General features: G+C 61.8%; 21 protein-coding genes and 1 pseudogene. 14 read left to right on the top strand and 8 right to left on the bottom strand.

All coding sequences use genetic code 11. The features are described from left to right. Positions 1-15: 15 nt before the first annotated feature. Complete coding sequence (locus ACEPAJ_RS02500) at positions 16-2,301, bottom strand: PAS domain-containing sensor histidine kinase (protein WP_425913332.1); 2,286 nt, start codon at positions 2,299-2,301, stop codon at positions 16-18. A gap of 243 nt (positions 2,302-2,544) precedes the next feature. Between ACEPAJ_RS02500 and ACEPAJ_RS02495 the strand changes: the two genes are divergently transcribed. The 5 genes from ACEPAJ_RS02495 (at position 2,545) to ACEPAJ_RS02475 (ending at position 9,902) form a co-directional block, all read left to right on the top strand. Next, positions 2,545-4,167, top strand: coding sequence for an acyl-CoA synthetase (locus ACEPAJ_RS02495; protein WP_274086437.1), 1,623 nt, complete (start codon positions 2,545-2,547; stop codon positions 4,165-4,167). A 115-nt stretch (positions 4,168-4,282) separates the two neighbouring features. Continuing rightward, complete coding sequence (locus ACEPAJ_RS02490) at positions 4,283-5,653, top strand: solute carrier family 23 protein (RefSeq protein WP_425913330.1); 1,371 nt, start codon at positions 4,283-4,285, stop codon at positions 5,651-5,653. Positions 5,654-5,773: 120 nt separating this feature from the next. After that, a complete protein-coding gene (locus ACEPAJ_RS02485) occupies positions 5,774-7,546 on the top strand; it encodes an acyl-CoA dehydrogenase C-terminal domain-containing protein (protein WP_425913328.1) in 1,773 nt (590 codons plus the stop codon). A gap of 122 nt (positions 7,547-7,668) precedes the next feature. After that, a complete protein-coding gene (locus ACEPAJ_RS02480) occupies positions 7,669-8,847 on the top strand; it encodes an acetyl-CoA C-acetyltransferase (protein ID WP_425913327.1) in 1,179 nt (392 codons plus the stop codon). 188 nt (positions 8,848-9,035) lie between these two features. After that, complete coding sequence (locus ACEPAJ_RS02475; RefSeq protein ID WP_425913325.1) at positions 9,036-9,902, top strand: MBL fold metallo-hydrolase; 867 nt, start codon at positions 9,036-9,038, stop codon at positions 9,900-9,902. Positions 9,903-9,909: 7 nt separating this feature from the next. Here the strand turns inward: ACEPAJ_RS02475 and ACEPAJ_RS02470 are convergent, their stop codons facing one another. From ACEPAJ_RS02470 to mpl, 3 genes are all read right to left on the bottom strand, one after another. Further along, positions 9,910-10,209, bottom strand: coding sequence for a YceK/YidQ family lipoprotein (locus ACEPAJ_RS02470; RefSeq protein ID WP_425913323.1), 300 nt, complete (start codon positions 10,207-10,209; stop codon positions 9,910-9,912). Beyond that, entirely contained in the window at positions 10,202-10,834 is a 633-nt protein-coding gene (ubiX, locus tag ACEPAJ_RS02465) for a flavin prenyltransferase UbiX (RefSeq protein WP_425913321.1), read from the bottom strand. Before ubiX ends, ACEPAJ_RS02470 begins: the two co-directional genes overlap by 8 nt. Before the next feature lie 114 nt (positions 10,835-10,948). After that, a complete protein-coding gene (gene mpl, locus ACEPAJ_RS02460) occupies positions 10,949-12,301 on the bottom strand; it encodes a UDP-N-acetylmuramate:L-alanyl-gamma-D-glutamyl-meso-diaminopimelate ligase (protein WP_425913320.1) in 1,353 nt (450 codons plus the stop codon). Between the two features lie 252 nt (positions 12,302-12,553). Here mpl and ACEPAJ_RS02455 point away from each other — a divergent pair. The 3 genes and pseudogenes from ACEPAJ_RS02455 (at position 12,554) to ACEPAJ_RS02445 (ending at position 15,378) form a co-directional block, all read left to right on the top strand. Beyond that, positions 12,554-13,947 (top strand): annotated as a pseudogene (locus tag ACEPAJ_RS02455) (ethanolamine ammonia-lyase subunit EutB). Between the two features lie 14 nt (positions 13,948-13,961). Then, positions 13,962-14,774: an ethanolamine ammonia-lyase subunit EutC gene (gene eutC / locus ACEPAJ_RS02450; RefSeq protein WP_425913318.1), complete on the top strand. Its 813-nt coding sequence runs from the start codon at positions 13,962-13,964 to the stop codon at positions 14,772-14,774. A gap of 136 nt (positions 14,775-14,910) precedes the next feature. Beyond that, entirely contained in the window at positions 14,911-15,378 is a 468-nt protein-coding gene (locus ACEPAJ_RS02445) for a GNAT family N-acetyltransferase (RefSeq protein ID WP_274086447.1), read from the top strand. A 43-nt stretch (positions 15,379-15,421) separates the two neighbouring features. On the opposite strand, the gene ACEPAJ_RS02440 is transcribed toward ACEPAJ_RS02445, so the two are convergent. Beyond that, the gene (locus ACEPAJ_RS02440; RefSeq protein WP_425913316.1) at positions 15,422-17,005 is read right to left on the bottom strand and encodes a protein kinase; all 1,584 of its coding nucleotides are present in this window, start codon (positions 17,003-17,005) and stop codon (positions 15,422-15,424) included. Positions 17,006-17,116: 111 nt separating this feature from the next. On the opposite strand from ACEPAJ_RS02440, the gene ACEPAJ_RS02435 reads away from it, so the two are divergent. The 3 genes from ACEPAJ_RS02435 to ACEPAJ_RS02425 all read left to right on the top strand — a co-directional run bounded on the left by ACEPAJ_RS02435 (position 17,117) and on the right by ACEPAJ_RS02425 (position 19,103). Then, positions 17,117-17,956: a zinc-dependent peptidase gene (locus ACEPAJ_RS02435; protein WP_425913315.1), complete on the top strand. Its 840-nt coding sequence runs from the start codon at positions 17,117-17,119 to the stop codon at positions 17,954-17,956. Between the two features lie 78 nt (positions 17,957-18,034). Further along, positions 18,035-18,562 (top strand): inorganic diphosphatase, encoded by a 528-nt coding sequence (ppa, locus tag ACEPAJ_RS02430; protein WP_425913313.1) that lies wholly within the window; start codon positions 18,035-18,037, stop codon positions 18,560-18,562. A 169-nt stretch (positions 18,563-18,731) separates the two neighbouring features. Continuing rightward, positions 18,732-19,103: a PilZ domain-containing protein gene (locus tag ACEPAJ_RS02425; RefSeq protein WP_274087775.1), complete on the top strand. Its 372-nt coding sequence runs from the start codon at positions 18,732-18,734 to the stop codon at positions 19,101-19,103. A 46-nt stretch (positions 19,104-19,149) separates the two neighbouring features. On the opposite strand, the gene radA is transcribed toward ACEPAJ_RS02425, so the two are convergent. The 3 genes from radA to ACEPAJ_RS02410 all read right to left on the bottom strand — a co-directional run bounded on the left by radA (position 19,150) and on the right by ACEPAJ_RS02410 (position 21,278). Then, positions 19,150-20,514 carry a DNA repair protein RadA gene (gene radA, locus ACEPAJ_RS02420; protein WP_425913312.1) on the bottom strand — a complete coding sequence of 455 codons (1,365 nt, stop codon included), beginning with the start codon at positions 20,512-20,514 and terminating at the stop codon, positions 19,150-19,152. A 157-nt stretch (positions 20,515-20,671) separates the two neighbouring features. Beyond that, positions 20,672-20,950, bottom strand: a complete 279-nt coding sequence (locus ACEPAJ_RS02415; protein ID WP_425913310.1) for a YdcH family protein — start codon at positions 20,948-20,950, stop codon at positions 20,672-20,674. Positions 20,951-21,035: 85 nt separating this feature from the next. Next, positions 21,036-21,278, bottom strand: coding sequence for a YdcH family protein (locus tag ACEPAJ_RS02410; RefSeq protein ID WP_425913309.1), 243 nt, complete (start codon positions 21,276-21,278; stop codon positions 21,036-21,038). A gap of 198 nt (positions 21,279-21,476) precedes the next feature. Between ACEPAJ_RS02410 and ACEPAJ_RS02405 the strand changes: the two genes are divergently transcribed. From ACEPAJ_RS02405 to ACEPAJ_RS02395, 3 genes are all read left to right on the top strand, one after another. Then, positions 21,477-22,160, top strand: a complete 684-nt coding sequence (locus tag ACEPAJ_RS02405; RefSeq protein ID WP_425913308.1) for an EAL domain-containing protein — start codon at positions 21,477-21,479, stop codon at positions 22,158-22,160. A gap of 67 nt (positions 22,161-22,227) precedes the next feature. After that, positions 22,228-22,641: a large-conductance mechanosensitive channel protein MscL gene (gene mscL / locus ACEPAJ_RS02400; protein ID WP_274087770.1), complete on the top strand. Its 414-nt coding sequence runs from the start codon at positions 22,228-22,230 to the stop codon at positions 22,639-22,641. Positions 22,642-22,768: 127 nt separating this feature from the next. Beyond that, a complete protein-coding gene (locus tag ACEPAJ_RS02395; RefSeq protein ID WP_425913306.1) occupies positions 22,769-23,794 on the top strand; it encodes a CNNM domain-containing protein in 1,026 nt (341 codons plus the stop codon). The last annotated feature ends 1 nt before the right edge of the window (position 23,795 follow it).

Raw genomic sequence — 23,795 nt, 5'->3', positions numbered from 1 at the left:
TTGGCTGTGTTGCGGCTAAAGCCCTACAAGGCGCTCAGCGTCCTCGCCGCGCAGTAGCGGCAAGCGGCACTCCAGGCACAAGCCGCCGGCCGTGCCAGGGTGCGCCTCCAGCGCCCCGCCAAAGCCTTCGATGATACTGCGGCTCATCGACAGGCCTAGCCCCAGCCCTTCGGCCTTGCTGGTGTAGAACGGGGTGAAAATATGCTCCAGTTCACCCTGCGCCACACCCGGCCCCTGATCCCACACGCGCACACAGAGCTGGCCATCCTGCTCGGCGGCGCTGAGTTCGATACGCGAAGAGTGGCCGGGGTGAGCCTCACGGTTGGCGTCAATGGCATTGCGCAGCAGGTTGAGCAGCACCTGTTCCAGCAGAATCCGGTCGGCATACACCGGTGGCAGATTGTCCGCCAATTGCTCGTCAATGGTCACCTGCCAATTACTCGCCTCCCATTGGCACAGCCGCACTGCCTCGCGTGCCACGCTGGCAATATCCAGCGCCTGGGTACGGCGCTGACCTTTGCGCAGAAAAGCGCGTAAGCGTTTGATCACTTCCGAGGCGTGGTTGGCGTGCTCGTTGATCCGCTCCAGCCCTTGCGCCACCTTGCTCGCCGCCTCAGGGTTAGCGCCCAGCGCCTTGAGATAGCGTTGGCTGGCGCTGGCATAGTTGACCACCGCCGCCAGCGGTTGATTGATCTCATGGGCGATACCGGATGCCAGTTCGCCGAGAGTGACCAGCCGCGCCGTATGCGCTAGCTCATCCTGATGGCGCCGCTGCTCAGCCTCACGCAATTCACGCTCGGTCATGTCGCGCGCCACCAGTGAGTAGTAATGCTCTCCATCACGGCCGCGGTGCGCCAGCAGCACCAGCGACACCGGCAGCGGCGCACGCGGCCCCAGCGGCTGCAGGCGCACCTCGGCGCTCCACACCCCGGCCGCATCGGCAGCCGCCCAACCATGGCGCTGCAACTGCTGAAAATCGCTTGGGGCTAAGAGCTTTTCGAGCGGCGGTAACGGCTGCTGATCCTCAATATTCAATGCATGCCGCGCAGACGGATTGAGGTGCGTCAGGTGCCCATTGGGGTCAATAAACAGCACCAGGTCGGTATTGGCTTCCACCACCTCAGCCAGGCGCCGCTTGTTCTCTTCGGCCAGCACCCGCGCGGTGATATCGCGCGACACGCTGACCACTTCAACCACCGCGCCGGTATAGGTTTCGCGGATCGCGCGGCTGGCGGTCTCAAACCACAAATAATGCCCATCGCGGTGGCGAATACGGTAGGTCATGGTGTGATAGCCGTCTTGCTCGAGGGCTTCACGGGTGCTGTCGACCAAGTGCTGTTGGTCCTGCTCATGAAACAGCGCCTGCACCAAGGTGCCACGCAACGCTTCCGGCCAGTAGCCGAGCAGCGTCCAGCTGGCCGGCGAGGCATCGAGAAAACAGCCATCAGGGGTGTGCCGGGAGATCAGGTCGGTGGTGTTCTCGGTAATCAGCCGGTACAGGCGGCTGGCCTTGGCCGCTTCACGCTCAGCCTGCACCTGGGCGGTCGCAGGGCGACAGCGCGCCAGCACCTGCTGCTCGGCAGCGTCGGGCATAAAGGTCCACATCAGCACTTGGCCGGCATGCTGCGCCTCAACCGCTTCGATGGCCCGCCCTTGCTGCAAACAGGCGCGCACCAGTTGCGGCGCGTTGACCGGCAACAAATCGGTTACCAGCGCCAGCGATTGCTCACCCAGCAGTGCCTGCATGGCGGCATTTAGTTGCAGCGGCCGCGCGTCGATATCCAGCAACAGGCTGGGCTGCGGGTCACTGCCCAGCAACCGGCTGCCACGCGCCTGCTGCGGCAGGCTGGCGAGCACCGCCAACAGTAATTGATGCACCAGCCCGAGCCAGTCGCTGCCGGCGTGCTCCTGTAACTCAATCAGCAGTAAACCGGGCTGCCCCTCATCCAGCGCCAATGCAAGCGCCTGGCCATGGTTAAGCCCGGCACGCCGCACTCGCCCCGCCAGCCAGCACGGCAGTTGACGTAGCGCGGCCAAGTCCAGCCGAGGCTCTTGCTGCAAGCGCTCAAACAGCAACTGATCACTGGCCGCTAGCGGATCACCAAAGCCCGGCGGCAGATGCGGCGCATTGCCTTCATGGCTGTAGATCGCCGTGCTCGCTTGCCAGCGCAAAAAAAACGCCTGGCGCACTTCCGGGCAGGCATGCAGGGCGCGCAACAGTGCATCGGCACGCACCGCCAGCGGCAAGCACTCACGCTGCATACACAACCAGCTGTGCAGCTGCACGGAGATCTCATTCATCCAGTTTCATTCCTATCGGCCACTTATTGCGCGAGGCGGCGCAGCATCAGGCCGGCAGCCGGCAAATGCAAAGCGACCAAGGGCTAATCGCCAGAAAAATAATATAGTACAAATACTATACAACTATGGTTTAACTTCCATATATAAACCATCAGATATATAAATAGACCCAGAACAATACCGGGCCTATGCGTAAGACTACCCGCACAATGGCCCGAGCATCCAACCTGCATGGGTATTCGCATGTCGATCTATGAACAGGGCCTTGCGCCTGCTGCCGTCAACCATATCGCCCTCTCGCCACTGAGCTTTATCGAACGTACCGCCAGTGTTTACCCGCACTACCCGGCCGTGGTGCATGGTTCGATCCGCCGTGACTGGAGTGAAACCTACGCACGCTGCCGCCGCCTGGCTTCCGCCCTGGCCGGTCGTGGCATCGGTAAAGGCGATACGGTGGCGGTGATGCTGCCGAACATCCCACAGATGCTCGAAGCGCATTTTGGCGTGCCGATGATCGGCGCAGTGCTCAACACCCTCAACGTGCGCCTGGATGCCGAGGCCATCGCCTTTATGCTGCAGCACGGCGAAGCCAAGGTGCTGATCACCGACCGCGAATTCTACGACGTGATCCACGCGGCCGTGGGCATGCTCGATCATCCGCCGCTAGTGATCGACGTCGATGACCCCGAGTACGGCGAAGGTCAAGCGGTCAGTGACCTCGACTACGAAGCCTTCCTCGCCGAAGGCGATCCGCAGTTTGCCTGGCAGTGGCCGGCAGACGAGTGGCAGGCGATCAGCCTCAACTACACCTCCGGCACCACCGGTAACCCCAAGGGCGTGGTCTACCACCACCGTGGCGCTTACCTGAACTCGCTGGGCAACCAGATGACCTGGGCCATGGGCAACCACCCGGTGTACCTCTGGACCCTGCCGATGTTCCACTGCAACGGCTGGTGCTACCCCTGGACCATCACCGCCCTGGCGGGCGTGCATGTGTTCCTGCGCCGTGTCGACCCGGCGAAAATCCTCACCCTGATTCGCAGCGAGCAAGTCACCCACATGTGTGGCGCCCCGATCGTGCTCAATGCCCTGGTGAATATGCCAGCCGAAGCCAAAGCGGCCATCGACCATCCAGTCAAGGCCATGGTTGCCGGTGCTGCGCCGCCTGCCAAGGTGATTGGTGCGGTCGAAGAAATGGGCATCCAGGTCACCCACGTTTACGGCCTGACCGAAGTGTACGGCCCGGTGACCCTGTGCGCCTGGCATGCCGAATGGGACGCCTTGCCGCTGGACGAGCGCGCGGTACTCAAATCCCGTCAAGGCGTGCGCTATCCCACCCTGGAAGGGGTAATGGTGGCCGACCCGAAAACCCTGGAGCCGACCCCGCGCGATGGCGAAACCATCGGCGAAATCTTTATGCGCGGCAACACCGTGATGAAGGGCTACCTGAAGAACCCCACCGCCACCGCCGAAGCCTTTGCCGGCGACTGGTTCCACACCGGCGACCTGGCCGTGTGTCACCCCAACGGCTACGTGGAAATCAAGGACCGTCTGAAAGACATCATCATCTCCGGCGGCGAGAACATCTCCACCATTGAGGTGGAAGGCGTGCTCTACCGTCACCCCGGCGTGCTCGAAGCCGCCGTGGTGGCTCGCCCAGACGAGAAATGGGGCGAAACCCCCTGCGCCTTTATCACCCTCAAGGCCGACCAACAGCAGGTCAGCGAGGCGGACATCATCAGTTTCAGCCGCGAACACCTGGCCGGTTTCAAAGTGCCAAAAACCGTGGTCTTCACCCAACTGCCGAAGACCAGCACCGGCAAGATCCAGAAGTTCGTTCTGCGCGATATGGCCAAGGCCCTGTAACGGCGCCACGCCACCTAACCGCTCACTGCGCCACCCATTGGGTGGCGTAGTAATGCGTTAGCAACAACCGTTTCCACAACAACAAAAACCGGCCACTGGCCGACGGAGAGCTTCAATGCAACTATTTAAACGCCGTGACGGGGATGAACAACCCTATTGGCCAGTCGGCCCGTTCAAAGTGCGCCTGCCCTTTGTCCACTACCGCTGGGAAACCGCGGAGATGCTGCAAGCGTTGATCATGTTCGTGGTCAGCCTGGCGATGATTCCGCTGCTGGAAAAATACCTCGGCCTGCCCTACGACGTAGCCCTCGCCTATGTCGTGGTGTGTGGTGTCGGCTTTATGCTGCCGGCGCTGCTCGGCGTGCCCTTCGTGCCCGGTTGGATCACTCCCGGCATTCCAGTTGTGTTGCTGTTTCTCGGCAATTTCAAACCCGGCCCCGAAGCCATTCAGGCACTGTTTGCCCTGCAATTTCTGGTCTTCGTGATCTTCCTGTTCCTCGGCGTCACGCGCCTGGGCAGCACCCTGGTGAAGTTGATTCCCAACTCGATGAAGGGCGGGATCATCATCGGTGCGGGTATTGCGGCACTGATGGGCGAAATCTCCACCGGTGGTCGCCTGGCCAACACGCCGATTTCCCTGGTGCTGGGCAGCCTGATCTGCCTGTACCTGATGTTCTCAGTGTCGTTTAAAGGCCTCACCGAGCGCGTGCCGCTGGCGCGCAAAATCGTCAACTACGGCATGGTGCCGGGTATGTTGATCGCGATTTTCATCGGCATTGCCGTAGGCGAATACAAGATGCCCGACGTGAAATTCGGCATCACCGCGCCAGCCTTCGCCGAGATGTGGAACTACCTGCCGTTTAGCGTTGGTTTCCCGGGTTTGGATGTGTTCCTGCTGGCCGTGCCTACTGCGGTTATCGCTTATGTCATCGCGTTTGGCGACATCATCGTCGGCCAGTCGCTGATGCAGCGCGCCGATGAACTGCGCACTGACGAAGTGATCGAGAACAACATCGACCGCGTGCATTTGGTCACCGCCCTGCGCAACGCCCTGCACGCCTTCTTCGCGCCGTATCCGGGCTTGGCTGGGCCGCTGTGGACAGCCGTCGCGGCAACCATGGCCGAGCGTTACAAGTACGGCCGCAAAGCCATGGATTCGATCTACAGCGGCGCGGGCACGTTCTGGATCACCGGCTTTATCGCCCTGTTCGCCCTGCCGCTGGTGAGCTTCTTCCAGCCGGTACTGCCGATTGCCCTGTCGCTGACCCTGATCCTCACCGGCTATATCTGCCTGATGGTCGGTTTCGAACAGCTGAGCAACAACACCGAGCGCGGCGTTGCCGGCACCATGGGTGTGGTACTGGCCGTCTACGGCGCAGGCTGGGGCCTGGCTGCAGGTGCGGCGCTGTACATCCTGGTTGAGCGCACTCACCTGCTCAAGTTCACCACTAAAAACACCGTCAAAAGCCCAGCCGAGGCCGAGTGACCGTACACGGCCCGCCGCGCTGCGGGCCGTGTTGCTTATTCCTGCAACGCCCCGGGTGCAATAACGCCAGGGGCGTTTTAATCGCCGCGCTCTGCGCGGCATCAGTGCGAGAAACTGCCGATGCCTGAGTACAACGCCCCGCTGCGCGACCTGCGCTTTGTCCTCCATGAAGTGTTCGATGCCCCGAGCCTATGGGCTCGCCTGCCGGCACTGGCTGAAACCGTCGACGCCGATACTGCCGATGCCATTCTGGAAGAAGCCGCCAAGGTGACTGGCGGCCTGATCGCCCCGCTCAACCGCAGCGGTGATGAAGAAGGCGCGCAATGGATTGCAGGCGATGTACGCACCCCGGCAGGCTTCAAAGAAGCCTATGCCACTTACATTGAAGGCGGCTGGGTCGGCCTGTCCGGTAACCCAACCTACGGCGGCATGGGCATGCCCAAAATGCTCGCCGTGGCATTTGAAGAGATGCTCTACGCCGCCGGCTCCAGCTTCGCACTGTACTCAGCGCTGAGCTCCGGGGCCTGCCTGGCCATCGACGCGCACGCCAGTGAAGACCTGAAAAACACCTACCTGCCGCCAATGTACGAAGGCCGCTGGGCAGGCTCCATGTGCCTGACCGAGGCCCATGCCGGCACCGACTTAGGCATCATCCGCACCAAGGCCGAACCGCAAGCCGATGGCAGCTACCAGATCAGCGGCAGCAAGATCTTTATCACCGGCGGCGAGCAGGACCTCACCGAAAACATCATCCACCTGGTGCTGGCCAAGCTGCCCGACGCCCCCGCTGGCGCACGCGGCATCTCGCTGTTTCTGGTGCCCAAGGTGCTGGTCAATGCCGACGGCAGCCTGGCCGCGCGCAACGCCGTGAGCTGCGGCTCGATCGAACACAAGATGGGCATCAAGGCCTCGGCCACGTGCGTGATGAACTTCGACGGCGCCACCGGCTACCTGATCGGCGAGCCGAACAAAGGCCTGGCGGCGATGTTCACCATGATGAACTACGAGCGCCTGTCCATCGGCATCCAGGGCATCGGCTGCGCCGAAGCGTCTTACCAGGCGGCCCGCGACTACGCCCGCGAGCGCCTGCAAAGCCGCGCAGCCACTGGCCCAGAAGCCCAGGACAAAGCCGCCGACCCGATCATCGTGCACGCCGATGTACGGCGCATGCTGCTGACCATGAAAGCCCTTACCGAAGGCGGCCGCGCGTTTGCCTGCTATGTCGGCCAACAGCTCGACCTGAGCAAGTTCAGCGACGACAACAGCGAGCGTCAAACAGCCGAAACCCTGGTGGCATTGCTCACGCCAGTGGCCAAGGCGTTCTTTACCGACACGGGGTTGGACAGCTGCATCCATGGCCAACAGGTGTTCGGCGGCCACGGTTACATCCGCGAGTGGGGCCAGGAGCAACTGGTGCGCGACGTGCGCATCGCGCAAATCTACGAAGGCACCAACGGCATTCAGGCCCTCGACCTGCTCGGGCGCAAGATCATCGCCAACGGTGGCGTAGCGCTGCGCCAGTTCACCGCCGAGATTCGCCGCTTCGCCGAGCAGCCCGATGCGCCGTATGCCGCCGCGCTGCTGGATGCAATTGAGCGCCTGGAGCGCACCAGCAGCTGGCTGCAGGAACGTGCCGCGGGCAACCCGCACGAAACCGGCGCAGCGTCGGTGGAGTACCTGCACCTGTTCGGCTACACCGCCTACGCCTGGATGTGGGCGCGCATGGCCGCCGTGGCGCAGGCCAAGTGCAGCGAAGACGAAGCGTTTTACAGCGCCAAGCTGGCCACCGCCGAGTTCTACTTCGCCCGCCTGCTGCCGCGCATCCTGACCCTGGAAACCAGCATTCGCGCAGGCAGCGACGCACTGTACGGCCTGCGCGCCGAGCAATTCTGACGCCAACCCGCCCCTGCATGGCGGGAACTGCGAACACCGGTTGAGCGTTTGCGCGGCGTCCATTAAGGACGTCGCGTTTTTTTATTCGAGCCACTGGCTGCCCCGGCAGCACGAGGAAGCACATGCAAGAAGTCGTTATAGTCGCCGCCACCCGCACCGCCATCGGTGCCTTTCAGGGTGCATTGAGCAGCGTGAGCGCTGTTGATCTGGGCGCTGCCGTTATCCGCCGCCTGCTCGCCGACACCGGCCTGCCCGCCGAACAGATCGACGAAGTGATACTCGGCCAGGTACTGACCGCCGGTGCCGGGCAGAATCCGGCCCGTCAAAGCACACTCAAAGCCGGCCTGCCGCACACAGTACCCGCGCTGACCCTGAACAAAGTCTGCGGCTCCGGCCTCAAGGCCGTGATCATGGCGGCCCAGGCGATTCGCTGTGGCGACGCCGAGGTGATCATCGCTGGCGGCCAGGAAAACATGAGCCAGTCTCCACACGTGCTGAACGGCTCACGCAATGGCCTGCGCATGGGCCACGGCCAGTTAGTCGACACCATGATCCACGACGGCCTGTGGGATGCTTTTAACGACTACCACATGGGCATCACCGCCGAGAACCTGGCCGAGCAATACGGCATCAGCCGCTCCGAGCAGGATGCCTTCGCCGCGCACTCGCAGCTGCGCGCCTGCGCCGCCATTGAGGCCGGCCGCTTTGCAAACGAAATCACCCCGATTGAGATCCCTCAGCGCAAAGGTGACAGCCTGATCATCGCCGCCGATGAGCAGCCGCGCGCCAGCAGCACCTTGGAAGCCTTGGGTAAACTGCGCCCGGCCTTCAAGCGCGACGGCAGCGTCACCGCTGGCAATGCCTCAACCCTCAACGACGGCGCGGCCGCCGTGTTGCTGATGAGCGCCACTAAAGCCGCCGAGCTGAACCTGCCGGTGCTCGCGCGAATCAAGGCCCACGCCAGTGCCGGCGTCGACCCGGCGACCATGGGCATCGGCCCGGTATTCGCCACCTGCCGCGCCCTGGAGAAAGCCAACTGGAGCCTGGAACAACTCGACCTGATCGAGGCCAATGAAGCCTTCGCAGCACAGGCCATTGCGGTCGGCCGCGAACTGCAGTGGGACAGCGCCAAGGTCAACGTCAACGGCGGCGCCATCGCCCTCGGCCACCCGATCGGCGCGTCGGGCTGCCGCATTCTGGTCAGCCTGATCCATGAGATGATCCGCCGCGACGCCCACAAAGGCCTGGCCACCCTGTGCATCGGTGGCGGCCAAGGCGTGGCGCTGGCCATCGAGCGCTAAACGGCGCGGTGGATGTAAAAAGCGACATCCACCCTACGTCGACATGACTCGTAGGGTGGATCACGCGTTACCGATCCACCACGCACTGCCACAGCAGAGCAATCGAACACCTATCAACCGAAGGTGCAATGGCTCACCCGCGCTGCAGCCGCCACCCTGTTGCGACTTACCCATAATAAGAGAAGCCCATGCGAACCCTGACCACCCTGACCGGCAACAGCCAAAAACTCGACGGCGGCGCCATGTTCGGCAATGCGCCGAAAGCCCTGTGGCAACGCTGGATGAAACCGGACGAACTGAACCGCATCGACCTCGGTTGCCGCGCCCTACTGGTGCAAGAGGAAGGCCGCAATATTTTGGTTGAAACCGGCATTGGCGCGTTTTTCAGCCCCGACCTGAAACAGCGCTTTGGCGTACAAGAAGAGCGCCACGTGCTGCTCGACAGCCTGGCCGCCGCCGGCCTGAGTGATGCCGATATCGACATCGTGGTGCTCACCCACCTGCACTTCGACCATGCCGGCGGCTTGCTCGCGGCCTGGGAAGACGGCCAACCAGCGCGCCTGCTGTTCCCCAACTCGCAGTTCATAACCGGCCGGCGCCAATGGCAGCGCGCCTGCCAGCCCCATGCCCGCGACCGCGCCTCCTATGTCCCGGAGTTGCTGGCGTTGCTCGAAGCAAGCGGCCGCCTGCACCTGATCGATGAAACCGAGCACTGCGAACTATTGGGCGCGGACTGGCGCCTGCACTGGAGCGACGGTCACACCCCTGGCCAGTTGATCCCCGAAGTCGCCATGCCCGATGGTCCAGTGGTGTTCCCTGCCGACCTGATCCCTGGCGCACCGTGGGTGCACCTGCCGATCACCATGGGTTACGACCGCTTCCCCGAAGGCTTGATTGAAGAGAAAGAAGCCCTGCTGGCCGATCTGCATGGCCGTGGCGGACGCCTGGTGTTTACCCACGACCCGGATACCGCCATGGGCCGTGTAAGCCGTGATGAAAAAGGCCGCTACGGCCTGCAGCAGGCCATGCCCCAAGCCTGCCAGCTGGACCGCTGAGCGCCCCTTACAAGCCGCCGCTAATGCCCAGATTAAGGCCAATGGCGGTGGCCAGGGACAGCGGCAGCAACAGGGTATCGAGCAAGGCACTGACCGGCAGATCAACCGCCGGGTAAGCCGGCGCTTCAGCTCCGAAGCGATCCGTGGCGCAGCAGCCCCCTTGCAACGCATACCAATCCAGACGCGTGCCGGCGTACACCACCGGCGCATTCGGTTTGGCCGCATCCAGAGTGCGCACGGTGGCGCAACCGCTAAGGGTCAGGCACGCCAGCACAGCGGCGGCAGCGCGCAGCAGGGGCTTATTCATCCGGGGTAATCTGATGGTGTTCGCCCCAGCGCGGCAGCATGTCCTGAGGCACACCCAGGCAGTTGAGGATGCGCGCAACGACAAAGTCGATCAGGTCATCAATGGTCTGCGGCTGGTGATAAAAGCCCGGCGCCGCCGGCAGGATGGTCGCGCCCATGTTCGACAGCTTGAGCATGTTTTCCAGATGAATACTGGAGAACGGCGCTTCACGCGGCACCAGAATCAGCTGGCGACGCTCCTTCAACACCACATCCGCCGCGCGCTCGATCAGGTTATTGCAGGCACCACTGGCAATCGCTGACAGCGAGCCGGTGCTACACGGCACCACCACCATCGCCGCGGGCGCACCGGAACCGGAGGCCGCCGGGGCCATCCAGTCTTCCTTGCCATACACGCGAATCTGCCCCGGTAACGCGCCGGTGTACTCGTTGAGAAACGCCTGCATGGCCTGCGGCTTACTCGGCAGGCTGACATCGGTTTCGGTGGCCATCACCAACTGCGCGGCCTTGGAAATCAGAAAGTGCACCTCGCGGTCTTCCCGCACCAGGCAATCGAGCAGGCGCAAACCGTACTGCGCGCCAGAGGCACCGGTCATGGCCAAAGTAATTCGTTCTGGACCGCTCATCGAAGCTCCTCGATTTTTGGGGAAACTACTGCGCGGCTAGCCACACAGCAACCACGTAGCCCGGATGCAATCCGGGTGACCCTTGTCCCGAATTGCATCCGGGCTACGCACTGATTACTCAGCCAGGGCCGCAGCCAATTTGCCATGCAGGCCGCCGAAGCCGCCGTTGCTCATCACCACGATCTGAGTACCAGCCGCCGCTTCTGCCTTGACCCCGGCAATGATCGCCTCCAGCGAATCGCACACCTGAGTCGGCACCGTTGACGTGGCCACCGTGCCGGCCAAGTCCCAGCCCAGGTTTGGTGGCGCGTACCAATATACCGAGTCGGCCTGCACCACGGACTCGGGCAAACCGTCGCGGTGCGCGCCGAGCTTCATCGAGTTGGAGCGCGGCTCAACGATGGCGATCAACTTGGCGTCGCCGATGCGTTTGCGCAGGCCGTCCAAGGTGGTAGCAATTGCCGTGGGGTGGTGAGCGAAGTCATCGAAGATGGTCACGCCATTGACTTCGGCAACCTTCTCCATGCGCCGCTTGGCGTTGATAAAGCTGCACAGCGCAGCGATGCCCAGCTCCGGCACCACACCGACATGCCGCGCCGCCGCCAGCACCGCAAGGGCGTTGGCGACGTTGTGCTGGCCGGTCAGTTGCCAATCCACGGTACCTGCTGCCTTGCCCTCGAAGCTCACCTCGAAACGCGAGCCGTCGGCGCTAAGCAGGCGTGCCTGCCATTGGCCGCCTTCACCGGTGGTTGCGACCTCCGTCCAGCAACCCATCTCGATCACTCGTTTGAGTGCCGGCTCGGTGGTCGGGTGAATGATCAGCCCTTCGCCGGGAATGGTGCGTACCAGATGGTGGAACTGCCGCTCGATGGCTGGCAGATCAGGGAAGATATCGGCGTGATCGAACTCCAGATTATTCAGAATCGCGGTACGCGGGCGGTAGTGCACGAACTTGCTGCGCTTATCGAAGAAGGCGCTGTCGTACTCATCGGCCTCGACCACGAAGAACGGCGTACCGCCGAGGCGTGCGGAAATACCGAAATTCTGCGGCACGCCGCCAATCAAAAAGCCTGGGCTCATGCCGGCATGCTCCAGCACCCAAGCGAGCATGCTCGAACTGCTGGTCTTGCCATGGGTGCCGGCCACGGCCAGTACCCAGCGGCCTTGCAGCACGTGATCAGCCAGCCACTGCGGACCACTGACGTAGGGCAGGCCTTTGTTCAGCACATATTCCACTGCCGGGTTGCCGCGCGACAGGGCATTGCCGATCACCACCAGATCGGGCGCAGGGTCGAGTTGCGCGGCGTCATAGCCCTGGGTCAGTTCGATGCCTTGAGCTTCCAGCTGGGTACTCATGGGCGGGTAAACATTGGCGTCAGAGCCCGTCACACGGTGGCCTAGCTCTTTGGCCAGCACCGCCAGCGAGCCCATAAACGTGCCGCAGATGCCGAGAATATGAATATGCATGATGTACCTTGAAGGTGCCCTCAAAAACCAGTGAATAGGCGCGCTAAAAACTGGCCGCAGGTTAGCACAGCGCCGCCGCCCAGCAGAGGCCCAGCCCGCGCGCCAGGTTCTGGCACAGGGGTTGCTGAACCTTTGCCAAGAGGCCCGTCGTTATTTAATTTCTGCCCTGCCATCGACAGCATTGTTTATTCCAGTGCATACATGACAACTGCAGCACCGCTTTGGCGCAGCCAAGCCCTCAAGGGGAACTCAATGCCCGCATACAGCCACAGCGTTGGCGGTGAAACCTACCGCTTCGACAGCCTTGCCGAGGTGATGGCCAAAGCCAGCCCCGCACGCTCCGGCGATTTTCTCGCCGGTGTGGCGGCGAGCAATGCTGGCGAACGGGTCGCGGCGCAGATGGCCCTCGCCGATATTCCGCTCAAGCAGTTTCTCCAGGAAGCGCTGATCCCCTATGAAGACGATGAAGTCACCCGGCTTATTATCGACAGCCATGACGCCGCCGCGTTCGCCCCGGTCAGCCACCTGACCGTCGGCGGTTTTCGTGACTGGCTACTCGGTGACAGCGCTGATGAAGCCGGCCTTCGCTCCCTCTCCCGGGCCTGACGCCGGAGATGGCCGCGGCGGTGTCGAAGATCATGCGCGTGCAGGACCTGGTGTTGGTGGCGCAGAAAATCCGCGTAGTCAGCCGTTTTCGCAACACCGTCGGCCTGCGCGGGCGCATGTCCACCCGCCTGCAACCCAACCACCCAACGGACGAACCTGCGGGGATCGCCGCGAGCATTCTCGACGGCCTGCTGTACGGCAATGGCGACGCCATGATCGGCATTAACCCCGCCACCGACAGCACCCAATCGATCTGCGAGATGCTGCGCATGCTCGACGGCATCATTCAGCGCTATGAAATCCCCACCCAAGCCTGCGTGCTGACCCACGTCACCACATCGATCGAGGCGATCAACCGTGGCGTACCGCTGGATTTGGTGTTCCAGTCGATTGCCGGCACCGAGGCGGCCAACGCCAGCTTCGGCGTCAGCCTGAAGATTCTTCAGGAAGGCTACGACGCCGGCCTGAGTCTCAAACGCGGCACGCTTGGCGACAACCTGATGTACTTCGAAACCGGCCAGGGCAGCGCGCTATCGGCCGGCGCCCACCACGGCCTCGACCAGCAAACCTGCGAAACCCGCGCCTATGCGGTGGCCCGACACTTCAAACCATTTTTGGTGAATACCGTGGTCGGTTTTATCGGCCCGGAGTATCTGTACAACGGCAAGCAGATCATCCGCGCCGGCCTGGAAGACCACTTCTGCGGCAAGCTGCTGGGCCTGCCGATGGGCTGCGACATCTGCTACACCAACCACGCCGAAGCCGATCAGGACGACATGGACGTGCTGCTGACCCTGCTCGGCGTGGCTGGCATCAACTTCATCATGGGCATCCCCGGCTCCGATGACGTCATGCTCAATTACCAGACCACCTCCTTCCACGACGCGCTGTATGCGCGCCAGAGCCTGGGGCTGAGGCCGGCGCCCGAGTTCGAAGCCTGGCTGCAGCGCATGGGCATCTTCACCCAAGCCGATGGCCGCCCGCGTCTGAGCAACAGCCTGCCGCCGGCGTTTCGTCAGGCGCTGGCGCAGCTTGGTTAGCAGAGGATTCGCGTATGTACGATGACAGTCCACTCAGCGGTGCCAGTGAAAATCCCTGGCAGCAACTGCGCAACCTGACCCCGGCGCGCATCGCCTTGGGCCGCGCCGGTACCAGCCTGCCGACCCGCGCGCAGCTGGATTTCCAGTTTGCCCACGCCCAGGCCCGTGATGCCGTGCACCTGCCGTTCGATCACGCCGCACTCGCCACGGGGCTGGCCAGCCAGCATCGCCAGAGCCTGCTGCTGCACAGCGCCGCCAAGGACCGTGACACCTACCTGCAACGCCCGGATCTGGGTCGGCGCTTAAGCCACGAATCCGCCGAGCTACTGGGCCAGCACCGCGAGAACAACCCGGACGGTTACGACCTGGCCATTGTCGTTGCGGACGGCCTATCCGCCCTGGCCGTGCACCGGCATGCGCTGCCCATGCTTGAACGCATAAGCGAACAGGCGCAGGCCGAAAACTGGCGTATGGCCCCTGTCGTCATGGTTACCCAGGGCCGGGTGGCCGTGGCCGATGAAGTGGCCGAGCTGCTGGGGGCAAAGATGGTGGTGATCCTGATCGGCGAACGCCCAGGGCTTAGCTCGCCGGACAGCCTGGGCTTGTACTTCACCTACGCCCCTAAAGTCGGCCTGACCGACGCGCAGCGCAACTGCATTTCCAACGTGCGCTTGGAGGGTCTGAGCTACGCCATGGCCAGCCATCGCCTGCTGTACCTGATGCGCGAGGCGTGGCGGCGCCAGCTGTCAGGGGTCAACCTGAAAGACGAAGCCGAAGTGCCAGTATTGGCAGGTGCCGCAAGCCAGACGAACTTTCTCCTGAAATAGCCGCGCTATCAGGGGATTACAACCAAACGCTTGTTTGGATTGCACTTTCAAAAAGCTTTAGGCAGCATCGGGAGCGTTCGCAGGCAGCGCTGCCGTGTTGCCGAAGCCATCCACACGACTGAAGTAGAGGCTCACCATGCGCATCGTCCAAGCGACCCTGGAGCATCTGGATCAACTGACTCCGCTGTTCGTCAATTACCGCGAACACTTTGGCCAGCTGCCTTACCCTGATTCCTCACGGAAATTTCTAGAAAACCGCATCAGCCGTAAAGAGTCAGTGATCTATCTGGCCATGGCCGATGACGAAGACAAGATTCTCGGCTTCTGCCAGCTCTATTCGAGCTTCTCCTCGCTGTCGCTCAAGCGCGTGTGGATTCTCAACGACATCTACGTTTGCCAGGACGCGCGCCGCCAGCTGGTGGCTGATCGCCTGATCCAGACGGCCAAGCAAATGGCCTTCAAGACCAATGCCGTGCGCTTACGCGTCGCCTCCAGCGTCGACAACGAAGTCGCGCACAAGCTTTACGAATCCATTGGCTTTAAAGAAGACACCGAGTTCAAGAGCTTTGTCCTGCCGATCACCGAAGACTTCACCGCGCCGTAAGCCTGCAACTGAGCCAGCGCGCCACTCGCCCTGGCTCAGTGCATCAGCCTTCCAGGCTTAGCCACAAGCCCACAGCCAACTGCAACACCAGCAAACTAAGCGCAGCCAGATGCCAGGGCTGCCGATAATGCCGTGAGCGTGACGAGGCCGGGAGCTGATTCCGCAACGGCTGCTGCAACGCATGCTGAAACGCCGACAGCGCCTCAAAGCGCGCCTGCGGCTTGGGCGCCAAGGCCCGCGCCAGCACCCCGTCCCACCCCGCCGGCACACGCACATTGAACTGCGCCAACGGCACATAACGGCTGGTGTGGTCAGCATCCACCTGCGCCGCTTCGGGCCAACGCCTTCCAATCAGCCAGTAAGCCAGTGCCGCCAGAGCGAACTGGTCAGCGCGACCATCCAGCGCCTGTCCGCTACGCGCCTCTGGCGCCAAGGGCACCGCCTGTTCAGGTAAGGGCTGCGGCGGCACACCCGGCAACAACGCAGCATATTCAGGCAGCAACAATACACGCCCGGCGTCGTCCACCAGGATACTGCGCGGGTCCAACCACAGCCCCTGCATGCCGCGCCGCTGTAAGCCACGCACAGCGGCAATCAGTTGGCCGAGCAAAGCCAGGACTGTCAGACCGTCTAGCGCCCCATGCGACGCCAACCAATCGACCAGGCTACGCATGCCCTTGCTGGCCGGTTCAAACAGCAAGAAAGCATGGCTGCGCGGCTGATGCGCGGACATTACCTGCGGCAAGCTGGCCACCGGACTGCGCCGCAGCGCCCACTCGCGCTGCCGAAAGACTTCATCCGCCGCCTGCTCGGCCAACCACAACATGGCCTCGCGCCCTCGCGGGTCCGTCGCGCGAAACACCCGCCCCGGCGGCCCGTACGGACAAGCCGAGAGCAGTGTCCAGCCATCCAGCTGCAGTCCGGGTTGCGCATTAACCACCGCTGGCCAGGGCGCACGCGGAGCCAGCACCGGCGTGTTGTCAGCGTCGCCGAGGCGCACTAATGCCGCCGCACCTGGCGCCTGCAACAAGGGCGCGAGCAGCTCAGGCAGTGGCTCGTCCGCGCCACGAAAGCCCTGCAGATCCGCCACATCCAACAACGGCTGCGGCGCCAGCAGCAATAACTCGCCCGGGCTGAGCACCAAGCTGTGCTGCACCAGCGCCAGCTCAGGCTGCGCACCAAGCGGCAGCCCCTCAACGCCGACCAACCAATGCACGTTGCCCTGCTGATAACGCACTAAACCGATGGCGCCGGCCTGGAGAAACTGCGCATCGGCTTTCTGCAGCAGCAACAGCCCGGCATTCACCTGAGCCAGGTTGCGTCCGCCCTGGCGCTGACGAAACAGCTGCTGGTTAAACCCTGCCAGCACCTGCCGCGCGGCCTGGGCTTCGCTCCAACTCGAGGGCGTGCACGTGCAATCGGCCAGTAGACCGTCGAGGTAAGCCTCAAGTGTGCGCACCACATCGGGGCACTCTCGCGCCCAAAGCAGCGCAACCACGAGCACAGGCGGCCGCCCTTCAAGCCCTGGCAAGCAGATCGCGCGCGTCCGCGCAGCCTGACCCGGCAGGTCAAAACCGTGGCCGCAGAGCAGTTTGATGGCGGGATGATCGAGACGCTCAATCGACATTGGCAGCCCTCCCAGGTCGCGGATAGGTTTGTCAGTGCAGCCTTTGTGCCGACTTGCCCAGCGCCGCCGCCGGGCTTATGGTGGCCGCTTCCTAGAGCCTGAGCAGAACCCATGTGGTCGCTACGTGCCTGGCGTCGCCAGCGCATCCTTGCCCGTCATCCCGTGAGCAGCGCTCAGTGGGACGCCATCGTGCGCCAACTGCCGATCCTCGACGGCCTGGACGCTGCCGAACAGCAGCGCCTGCGTGAACGGGCCGTGCTGTTCTTACAACACAAGCACCTCAGCCCACTGCCCGGCCTCGAACTGGATACTCACGCCCGCTTGCTACTGGCCGTGCAGGCCGAGCTCCCCCTGCTGCACTTGGCGGACCTCAACTGGTACCAGGGTTTCCATGAGATCGTGCTTTACCCAGACGATTTCGTCAGCCCACAGCGCCACCGCGATGCCAGCGGCGTGGTGCATGAATGGGACGGTGCGCACAGCGGCGAAGCCTGGTTGCAGGGCCCGGTTATTCTGGCCTGGCCCGGGGTGCAGGCCAGCGGCCAGTGGGATGGCTACAACCTGGTGATCCATGAGTTAGCGCACAAACTGGATATGCTCAATGGCGACGCCAACGGCCTGCCACCGCTGCATAACAGCATGCATGTTGAAGCATGGGCCAACGCCATGCAGAGCGCCTTTGACCAGCTGAACACCGAACTGGATGCTAACCCAGGACGCGAAACCGCCATTGACCCTTACGCCGCGGAAAACCCAGCGGAGTTCTTTGCGGTCACCAGCGAATACTTCTTCAGCGCCCCGGACCGGCTCGCCAAAGCCTTCCCTACGGTCTACGCGCAACTGGCCCTGTTCTACCGCCAGGACCCGCTGGCGCGACTGCAACAACTTCAGCGGCGCCATTCGGCTTACCCCGCCAAGACCAAAGACAGCGTACTCGCGACTAATGGCTAGATAAGCCGGCGTAGCAACGCCTAGGGAATATGCCTATAATCGCGCCACTTTTTTGGCCCACCCCTCGGGAGTCGCCCCATGAGCTACAGCAAGATCCCGGCCGGTAAAGACCTGCCGAACGACATCTACGTTGCCATCGAGATTCCGGCCAACCATGCGCCGATCAAATACGAAATCGATCACGACATCGATTGCTTGATGGTCGACCGCTTCATGGCCACCCCGATGTTCTACCCGGCCAACTACGGCTTTATCCCGCACACCCTGGCTGACGACGGCGACCCCCTCGACGTACTGGTTGTGACGCCATACCCAGTTGCCCCAGGTTCGGTCATCCGCGCCCGTCCGGTTGGCGTACTGCACATGAGCGATGAAGCCGGTGGCGACGCCAAACTGGTTGCCGTGCCGCACGACAAACTGACCGTGCTGTACAAAGACGTTCAGGAATACACCGACCTGCCGCACCTGCTGATCGAACAGATCAAGCACTTCTTCGAGAACTACAAAGACCTCGAAAAAGGTAAATGGGTTAAGGTTGAAGGCTGGGGCGGCGCTGATGAAGCCCGCGATCTAATTCTTAAGGCAGTCGCTGCTTACCAAAAATAAGCCGAGACCGTCCCCTAAAAGCCGGCCACAAGCCGGCTTTTTTATGCCTGCCATTTAAGGCAGGCGTTGTTTCTGGCAGCTACGATGCGATGTCGCTGGCGCAGATAAAACCAAGCCATTGGCAGCAGCCTTGGCTATAGTGGATGAAACCTCGCAGGAGTTTGTTTGCATGAGCGAAACAGCCAATGAGCGTCGGCGCTTTCACCGCATCGCTTTCGACGCCCCCACCGAGATTGTGCAAGGCGAACGGCGCTGGGCAGTCGAACTGCATGACGTTTCGCTGAAGGGCCTGCTGATCAAGCGCCCCGCCGGCTGGAACGGTGACCCTAACCTGCCGTTTGAGGCGAATATTCAACTGGCCGGTGACACCCGCGTACAGATGGAAGTGGTGCTGACCCGCACCCAAGCGGACTTGCTCGGTTTTGTCTGCCGGCATATCGACCTCGATTCGATCAGCCACTTGCGTCGACTGGTGGAACTCAACCTCGGCGATGAAAGCCTGCTCGAACGCGAACTCGCCGCACTCGGCGAAGACCAGTAACGAAAAAAGGAGGCCTCGGCCTCCTTTTTCATACCCATCTGATCGATTACTCGAACAGCGCATCCAGCGCCTGCTCCAGGCGCGTTACAGCAATGACCTGCAAACCCGGCGGTGGATCTTTCGGGGCATTGCCCTTGGGTACGATGGCGCGTTTGAAGCCGTGCTTAGCCGCCTCTTTCAGCCGCTCCTGGCCACTCGGCACCGGGCGTATTTCGCCAGACAAGCCGACCTCACCAAACACCAGCAGATTATGCGGCAGCGGTTTGTTGCGCAGGCTGGAAATTACCGCCGCCATCAACGCCAGGTCAGAGGCGGTTTCCAACACCTTGACTCCGCCGACCACGTTAAGAAAAACGTCTTGGTCATAGGTGGGAATCCCGCCATGGCGATGCAATACCGCCAGTAGCATGGCCAGGCGATTTTGATCCAAGCCCAGGGTTACACGCCGCGGGTTGCCCATGTGACTGGTGTCGACCAGCGCTTGCACTTCCACCAGCATTGGCCGGGTCCCTTCCCAGGTGGCCATTACCACACTGCCGGGCACTTCTTCCTGGGCGCGGGTAAGGAAGATGGCCGAAGGGTTGGTGACCTCCTTCAAGCCCTTGTCGGTCATGCCGAACACGCCGAGTTCGTTGATCGCGCCAAAGCGATTCTTCACCGCACGCAGCAAGCGCAGGCGACCGTCCGATTCACCCTCGAAATACAGCACGGTGTCGACCATGTGCTCGAGCACGCGCGGCCCGGCCAGGGCACCTTCCTTGGTCACGTGACCGACCAGGAAGATCGCCGTACCGCTCTGTTTGGCAAAGCGCACCAACAGCGCCGCACTCTCGCGCACCTGGGACACGCCGCCAGGCGCCGAGGACAGTTGTTCGGTAAAGATGGTTTGGATCGAGTCGATCACCATCACCTTGGGTTTTTCCAGGCGCGCGGTGGCGATGATGGTTTCGATGCAGGTTTCGGTCATCACCTTGAGTTTGTCTTCCGGCAACCCCAGGCGCCGGGCGCGCATGGCTACCTGCTGCTGGGACTCTTCGCCGGTGACATACAGCGCAGGAAAGCGCGTGGCGATATTGCACAGGGTCTGCAGCAGGATGGTCGATTTGCCGATGCCGGGGTCACCGCCAATCAGCACCACTGAGCCATCCACCAGGCCACCACCAAGCACCCGGTCCAGCTCGCCAGAGGCGGTGGAAAACCGCGGCACTTCCGCGACGCTGACCTCGGCCAGGGTTTTGATTTGCGCCTGTTCACCGGCCCAGCCGGCACGCCCGCTGGGGGTGGCTGCATTGGCTTCGAGCAGCGTCTCGACCAACGTATTCCAAGCCCCACACTCGCCACACTGGCCAGCCCATTTGGGGAAGGTTGCGCCGCACTCGGTGCAGCCATACATGCGCTTGGCCTTGGCCATGCCGGACTCCTATAGACACTGAGCCCGGATCATACGAAATAGCTGGATATATTCACAGTTAAATGAACGCAGAATCGGCTTCACCTCTCGCAAACTCGAGTCCGACGAGCCTGTTTTAACGCAGCCGATTCAACGCGCAGCAGAGCCTAAAGCTCTCTTAGGCTTTGCAGCCATTGCCACACCCACAACACTGCCCCGACGCCCGTTTGAGCTGCCGCGCCAGTTCATCCTTGAGGCCGACGCGTTCCTGCTTGAGTGACAGCAGTGCATCGTCTGCCAGCAGTTCGCTGCCGGCTTCAATACGGCAAATGCGCTTATCCAGGGTTTCGTAGCTATCGGCCAGGCGCGCGAAGTTGCTATCGCCCAGACGCAACTCATGCAGGGCGCCGCGCAGTTCGGGGAAGTCTTTGATTAGCGGATGGTGTTCAACGTGCATGCTGGCACTCCTAAGGGGATAGTCACTGCCTACAGCCTATCCCCTGGCCCGGGCTGAACACTTGACCCGGATCAAGCCAGCACGGTTATCGGGCTTTGTGCAGATAGGCGGAGAGTTCATCCTTAAGGCTGACACGCTGCATCTTCAGGCCGAGCAGCAGAACCTCATCCATGGCCACCCGCCCGCTTTCCACCTCATAGATGCGTTTATCGAGCTCTTCGTACTCCTCAGCCAAGCGCACAAAGTGCCCATCACTGGACAACAAGGCGTGTAACTGTGTCTTGAACTCGGAAAACTCGCGGTTCAGTGGGTGATGTTCCAGGGGCATAACGGCATCCTCAGGCGTGGGGTTGAGTAGAGCCTAGTTCAGCCCCGCAGGCTCTGCCGTGACACGCTGAACTGAGGCTTGCAAAGCAACTTCTGCTATCGTGAGCATCATCTGCAAAAAATCAGAGAATAGGTAATGGGCACAACAACCGGATGCGCGGCTTGCCGCGACGGCCAGGGACTTGGTTTTCCAATCAGCATGGCTTTTCAGCCAATCGTTAACGTGAGTACGGGCACGGTATTCGCCCACGAAGCCCTGGTACGCGGCACAGCTGGCGAATCCGCCGGCAGCCTCTTGGGCAAGCTCAATAAAGACAACCTCTACCCGTTCGATCAAGCCTGCCGAATTACCGCCCTGGAATGGGCGGCTAAATTGCAGGTGCCGGCCATGGTCTCGATCAACTTTATGCCCAACGCGGTGTACAAGCCTGAAACCTGTATCCGCGCCACGCTAGAGGCGGCAGAGCGCTTCAACTTCCCGCTGGAGCGGATCATCTTCGAGGTCACCGAACAGGAGCAGGTGCTGGATATCGACCACCTCACCGGTATCCTGCGCGCCTACCGCAAGCAAGGCTTCATGACAGCAATTGATGACTTCGGCGCCGGTTATGCCGGCCTGAATCTGCTGGCCGACTTTCAGCCCGACCTGATCAAACTCGACATGCAACTGATCCGCAATATCGACCAAGACAGCGTGCGGCAGACGCTGGTCGAGGCCACCTTGCAGATGTGCCGCAAACTGAATATCCGGGTGATTGCCGAAGGCATCGAAACCCTTGGCGAATTGCGTACATTGCAGGCCATGGGCGTGGAGCTCTTCCAGGGCTATCTGCTGGCCAAACCGGGCTTCCAGTCCCTGCCGGACGTGCATTACCCGAGCTAAAATTTGACTGGCAAGCAGCAAGCGCTGAATTACACTCAGCGCAACCTCACCTATCAGGGAAAGCAGCATGAGTATAATCAGTGAATTCAAGGCCTTTGCGGTCAAAGGCAACGTGGTCGACATGGCCGTGGGCATCATTATCGGCGCGGCCTTTGGCAAGATTGTCTCGTCCTTCGTCGGTGACGTGGTGATGCCGCCCCTGGGCATGCTGATTGGCGGTGTAGATTTCTCCGATCTGGCGATTGTGCTGAAAGCCGCCGAAGGCGATGTCGCTGCTGTAACTGTGGGTTATGGCAAATTTATCCAGACCATTCTCGACTTCCTGATTGTCGCTTTCGCCATCTTTATGGGCGTCAAAGTGATCAACAAACTCAAACGCGAAGAAGAAGCTGCCCCGGCCGCGCCAGCGCCGCCGAGCAAGGAGCAGGAGCTACTGAGCGAAATCCGTGACCTGCTCAAGGCTCAGCAAAGCAAAGACTGAGCCCTCCCCCTTGCGGAGGGCAAGCGCCCTCCCGTACACGATTTGTTGCAGCTTGCTCATTGGCCGCGCGCGGCGTTCGCAACCAGTTCGTGTAAATTGAGCATCCCTTGGTTACTTACCCCCCTCAATGACACTCCTAATTGCGTTTGCCGCTCTCTCCATCCTCGTTTCATTCATCTGTTCCATTCTTGAAGCGGCGTTGCTTTCCCTAACGCCCAGCTATATTGCCCAGCAGAAGGCAACCAAGCCCAAGCTCTATGAGCGGCTGAAAGGGCTGAAAGACAAGATTGACCAGCCCCTTGCCGCGATCCTCACGCTCAACACAGTGGCCCACACCGTCGGTGCTACGGGCGTTGGCGCGCAAGTCACGGTAATATTTGGCGACGGTTATCTGGGCATCGCCTCGGCGGTCATGACACTGCTCATCCTGGTGCTCTCGGAAATTCTGCCCAAGACCATTGGCGCACGTTACTGGCCCACCCTGGCACCGTACCTGCCTGGCCTGCTGGGCGGCATGATCCTGCTGCTCAAGCCATTTATCGTCATGTCCGACCTGATCATGCGGTTGTTTGGCGGCAAGGAACCCGAGCACGACATCCGCCAAGAGATCAAAGCATTGACCCTGCTCGGCCGTGAAGTGGGCAAGCTGGATGAGGATGAGCAGCGCGTCATCAGCAATATTCTCGACCTGCACGAAATCAAGCTGCGCGACATCATGACGCCACGGATTGTTTGCGAGTTTGCGGCCCCCGATGACACCCTCGGCGCATTCAAGGCACGAGTGAAAGAGAGCCAGTTCTCCCGCTATCCGGTGATCGGTGAGAATGAGTCGCCGCTGGGTGTGGTGTTCCGCTATGACGCTCTGGCGGCCGAGGCTGATGACGCGCCGGTGTCGAGCATCCTCAAGCCGCTCAAGGTGGTCTCCGACAGCATGAACGTCGAGAACCTGATGACCCAGATGATGCAAGAACGTCAGCACATGTGCCTGGTGTATGACGAGTTCGGCAGCTGCCGCGGCCTGGTGACCATGGAAGACATCATGGAGACCATCATCGGCAAGCCGATCCTCGACGAAACCGACGACATCCCGAATATGCGCCGCTTTGCCAAGCGCCGCTGGGAGCACCGGATCAAGGCTATCCGCGAGGAATAAC

Source organism: Pseudomonas sp. GWSMS-1, from assembly GCF_049847425.1.
Lineage (GTDB): Bacteria > Pseudomonadota > Gammaproteobacteria > Pseudomonadales > Pseudomonadaceae > Aquipseudomonas.
The sequence above is the reverse complement of the archived record's forward strand: the minus strand, read 5'-3'. Positions and strand labels throughout refer to the sequence as shown.

Coding starts and splice junctions, on each gene's coding strand:
- ACEPAJ_RS02485 (WP_425913328.1), top strand. CDS start 5,774: ATGCCTGAGTACAACGCCCCGCTGCGCGACCTGCGCTTTGTCCTCCAT.
- ACEPAJ_RS02480 (WP_425913327.1), top strand. CDS start 7,669: ATGCAAGAAGTCGTTATAGTCGCCGCCACCCGCACCGCCATCGGTGCC.
- ACEPAJ_RS02440 (WP_425913316.1), bottom strand. CDS start 17,005: ATGTCGATTGAGCGTCTCGATCATCCCGCCATCAAACTGCTCTGCGGC.
- mscL (WP_274087770.1), top strand. CDS start 22,228: ATGAGTATAATCAGTGAATTCAAGGCCTTTGCGGTCAAAGGCAACGTG.
- ACEPAJ_RS02445 (WP_274086447.1), top strand. CDS start 14,911: ATGCGCATCGTCCAAGCGACCCTGGAGCATCTGGATCAACTGACTCCG.
- ACEPAJ_RS02415 (WP_425913310.1), bottom strand. CDS start 20,950: ATGCACGTTGAACACCATCCGCTAATCAAAGACTTCCCCGAACTGCGC.
- ACEPAJ_RS02395 (WP_425913306.1), top strand. CDS start 22,769: ATGACACTCCTAATTGCGTTTGCCGCTCTCTCCATCCTCGTTTCATTC.
- ACEPAJ_RS02475 (WP_425913325.1), top strand. CDS start 9,036: ATGCGAACCCTGACCACCCTGACCGGCAACAGCCAAAAACTCGACGGC.
- ACEPAJ_RS02435 (WP_425913315.1), top strand. CDS start 17,117: ATGTGGTCGCTACGTGCCTGGCGTCGCCAGCGCATCCTTGCCCGTCAT.
- ACEPAJ_RS02470 (WP_425913323.1), bottom strand. CDS start 10,209: ATGAATAAGCCCCTGCTGCGCGCTGCCGCCGCTGTGCTGGCGTGCCTG.
- ubiX (WP_425913321.1), bottom strand. CDS start 10,834: ATGAGCGGTCCAGAACGAATTACTTTGGCCATGACCGGTGCCTCTGGC.
- eutC (WP_425913318.1), top strand. CDS start 13,962: ATGTACGATGACAGTCCACTCAGCGGTGCCAGTGAAAATCCCTGGCAG.
- radA (WP_425913312.1), bottom strand. CDS start 20,514: ATGGCCAAGGCCAAGCGCATGTATGGCTGCACCGAGTGCGGCGCAACC.
- ACEPAJ_RS02405 (WP_425913308.1), top strand. CDS start 21,477: ATGGCTTTTCAGCCAATCGTTAACGTGAGTACGGGCACGGTATTCGCC.
- ACEPAJ_RS02410 (WP_425913309.1), bottom strand. CDS start 21,278: ATGCCCCTGGAACATCACCCACTGAACCGCGAGTTTTCCGAGTTCAAG.
- ACEPAJ_RS02490 (WP_425913330.1), top strand. CDS start 4,283: ATGCAACTATTTAAACGCCGTGACGGGGATGAACAACCCTATTGGCCA.
- mpl (WP_425913320.1), bottom strand. CDS start 12,301: ATGCATATTCATATTCTCGGCATCTGCGGCACGTTTATGGGCTCGCTG.
- ACEPAJ_RS02425 (WP_274087775.1), top strand. CDS start 18,732: ATGAGCGAAACAGCCAATGAGCGTCGGCGCTTTCACCGCATCGCTTTC.
- ACEPAJ_RS02500 (WP_425913332.1), bottom strand. CDS start 2,301: ATGAATGAGATCTCCGTGCAGCTGCACAGCTGGTTGTGTATGCAGCGT.
- ppa (WP_425913313.1), top strand. CDS start 18,035: ATGAGCTACAGCAAGATCCCGGCCGGTAAAGACCTGCCGAACGACATC.
- ACEPAJ_RS02495 (WP_274086437.1), top strand. CDS start 2,545: ATGTCGATCTATGAACAGGGCCTTGCGCCTGCTGCCGTCAACCATATC.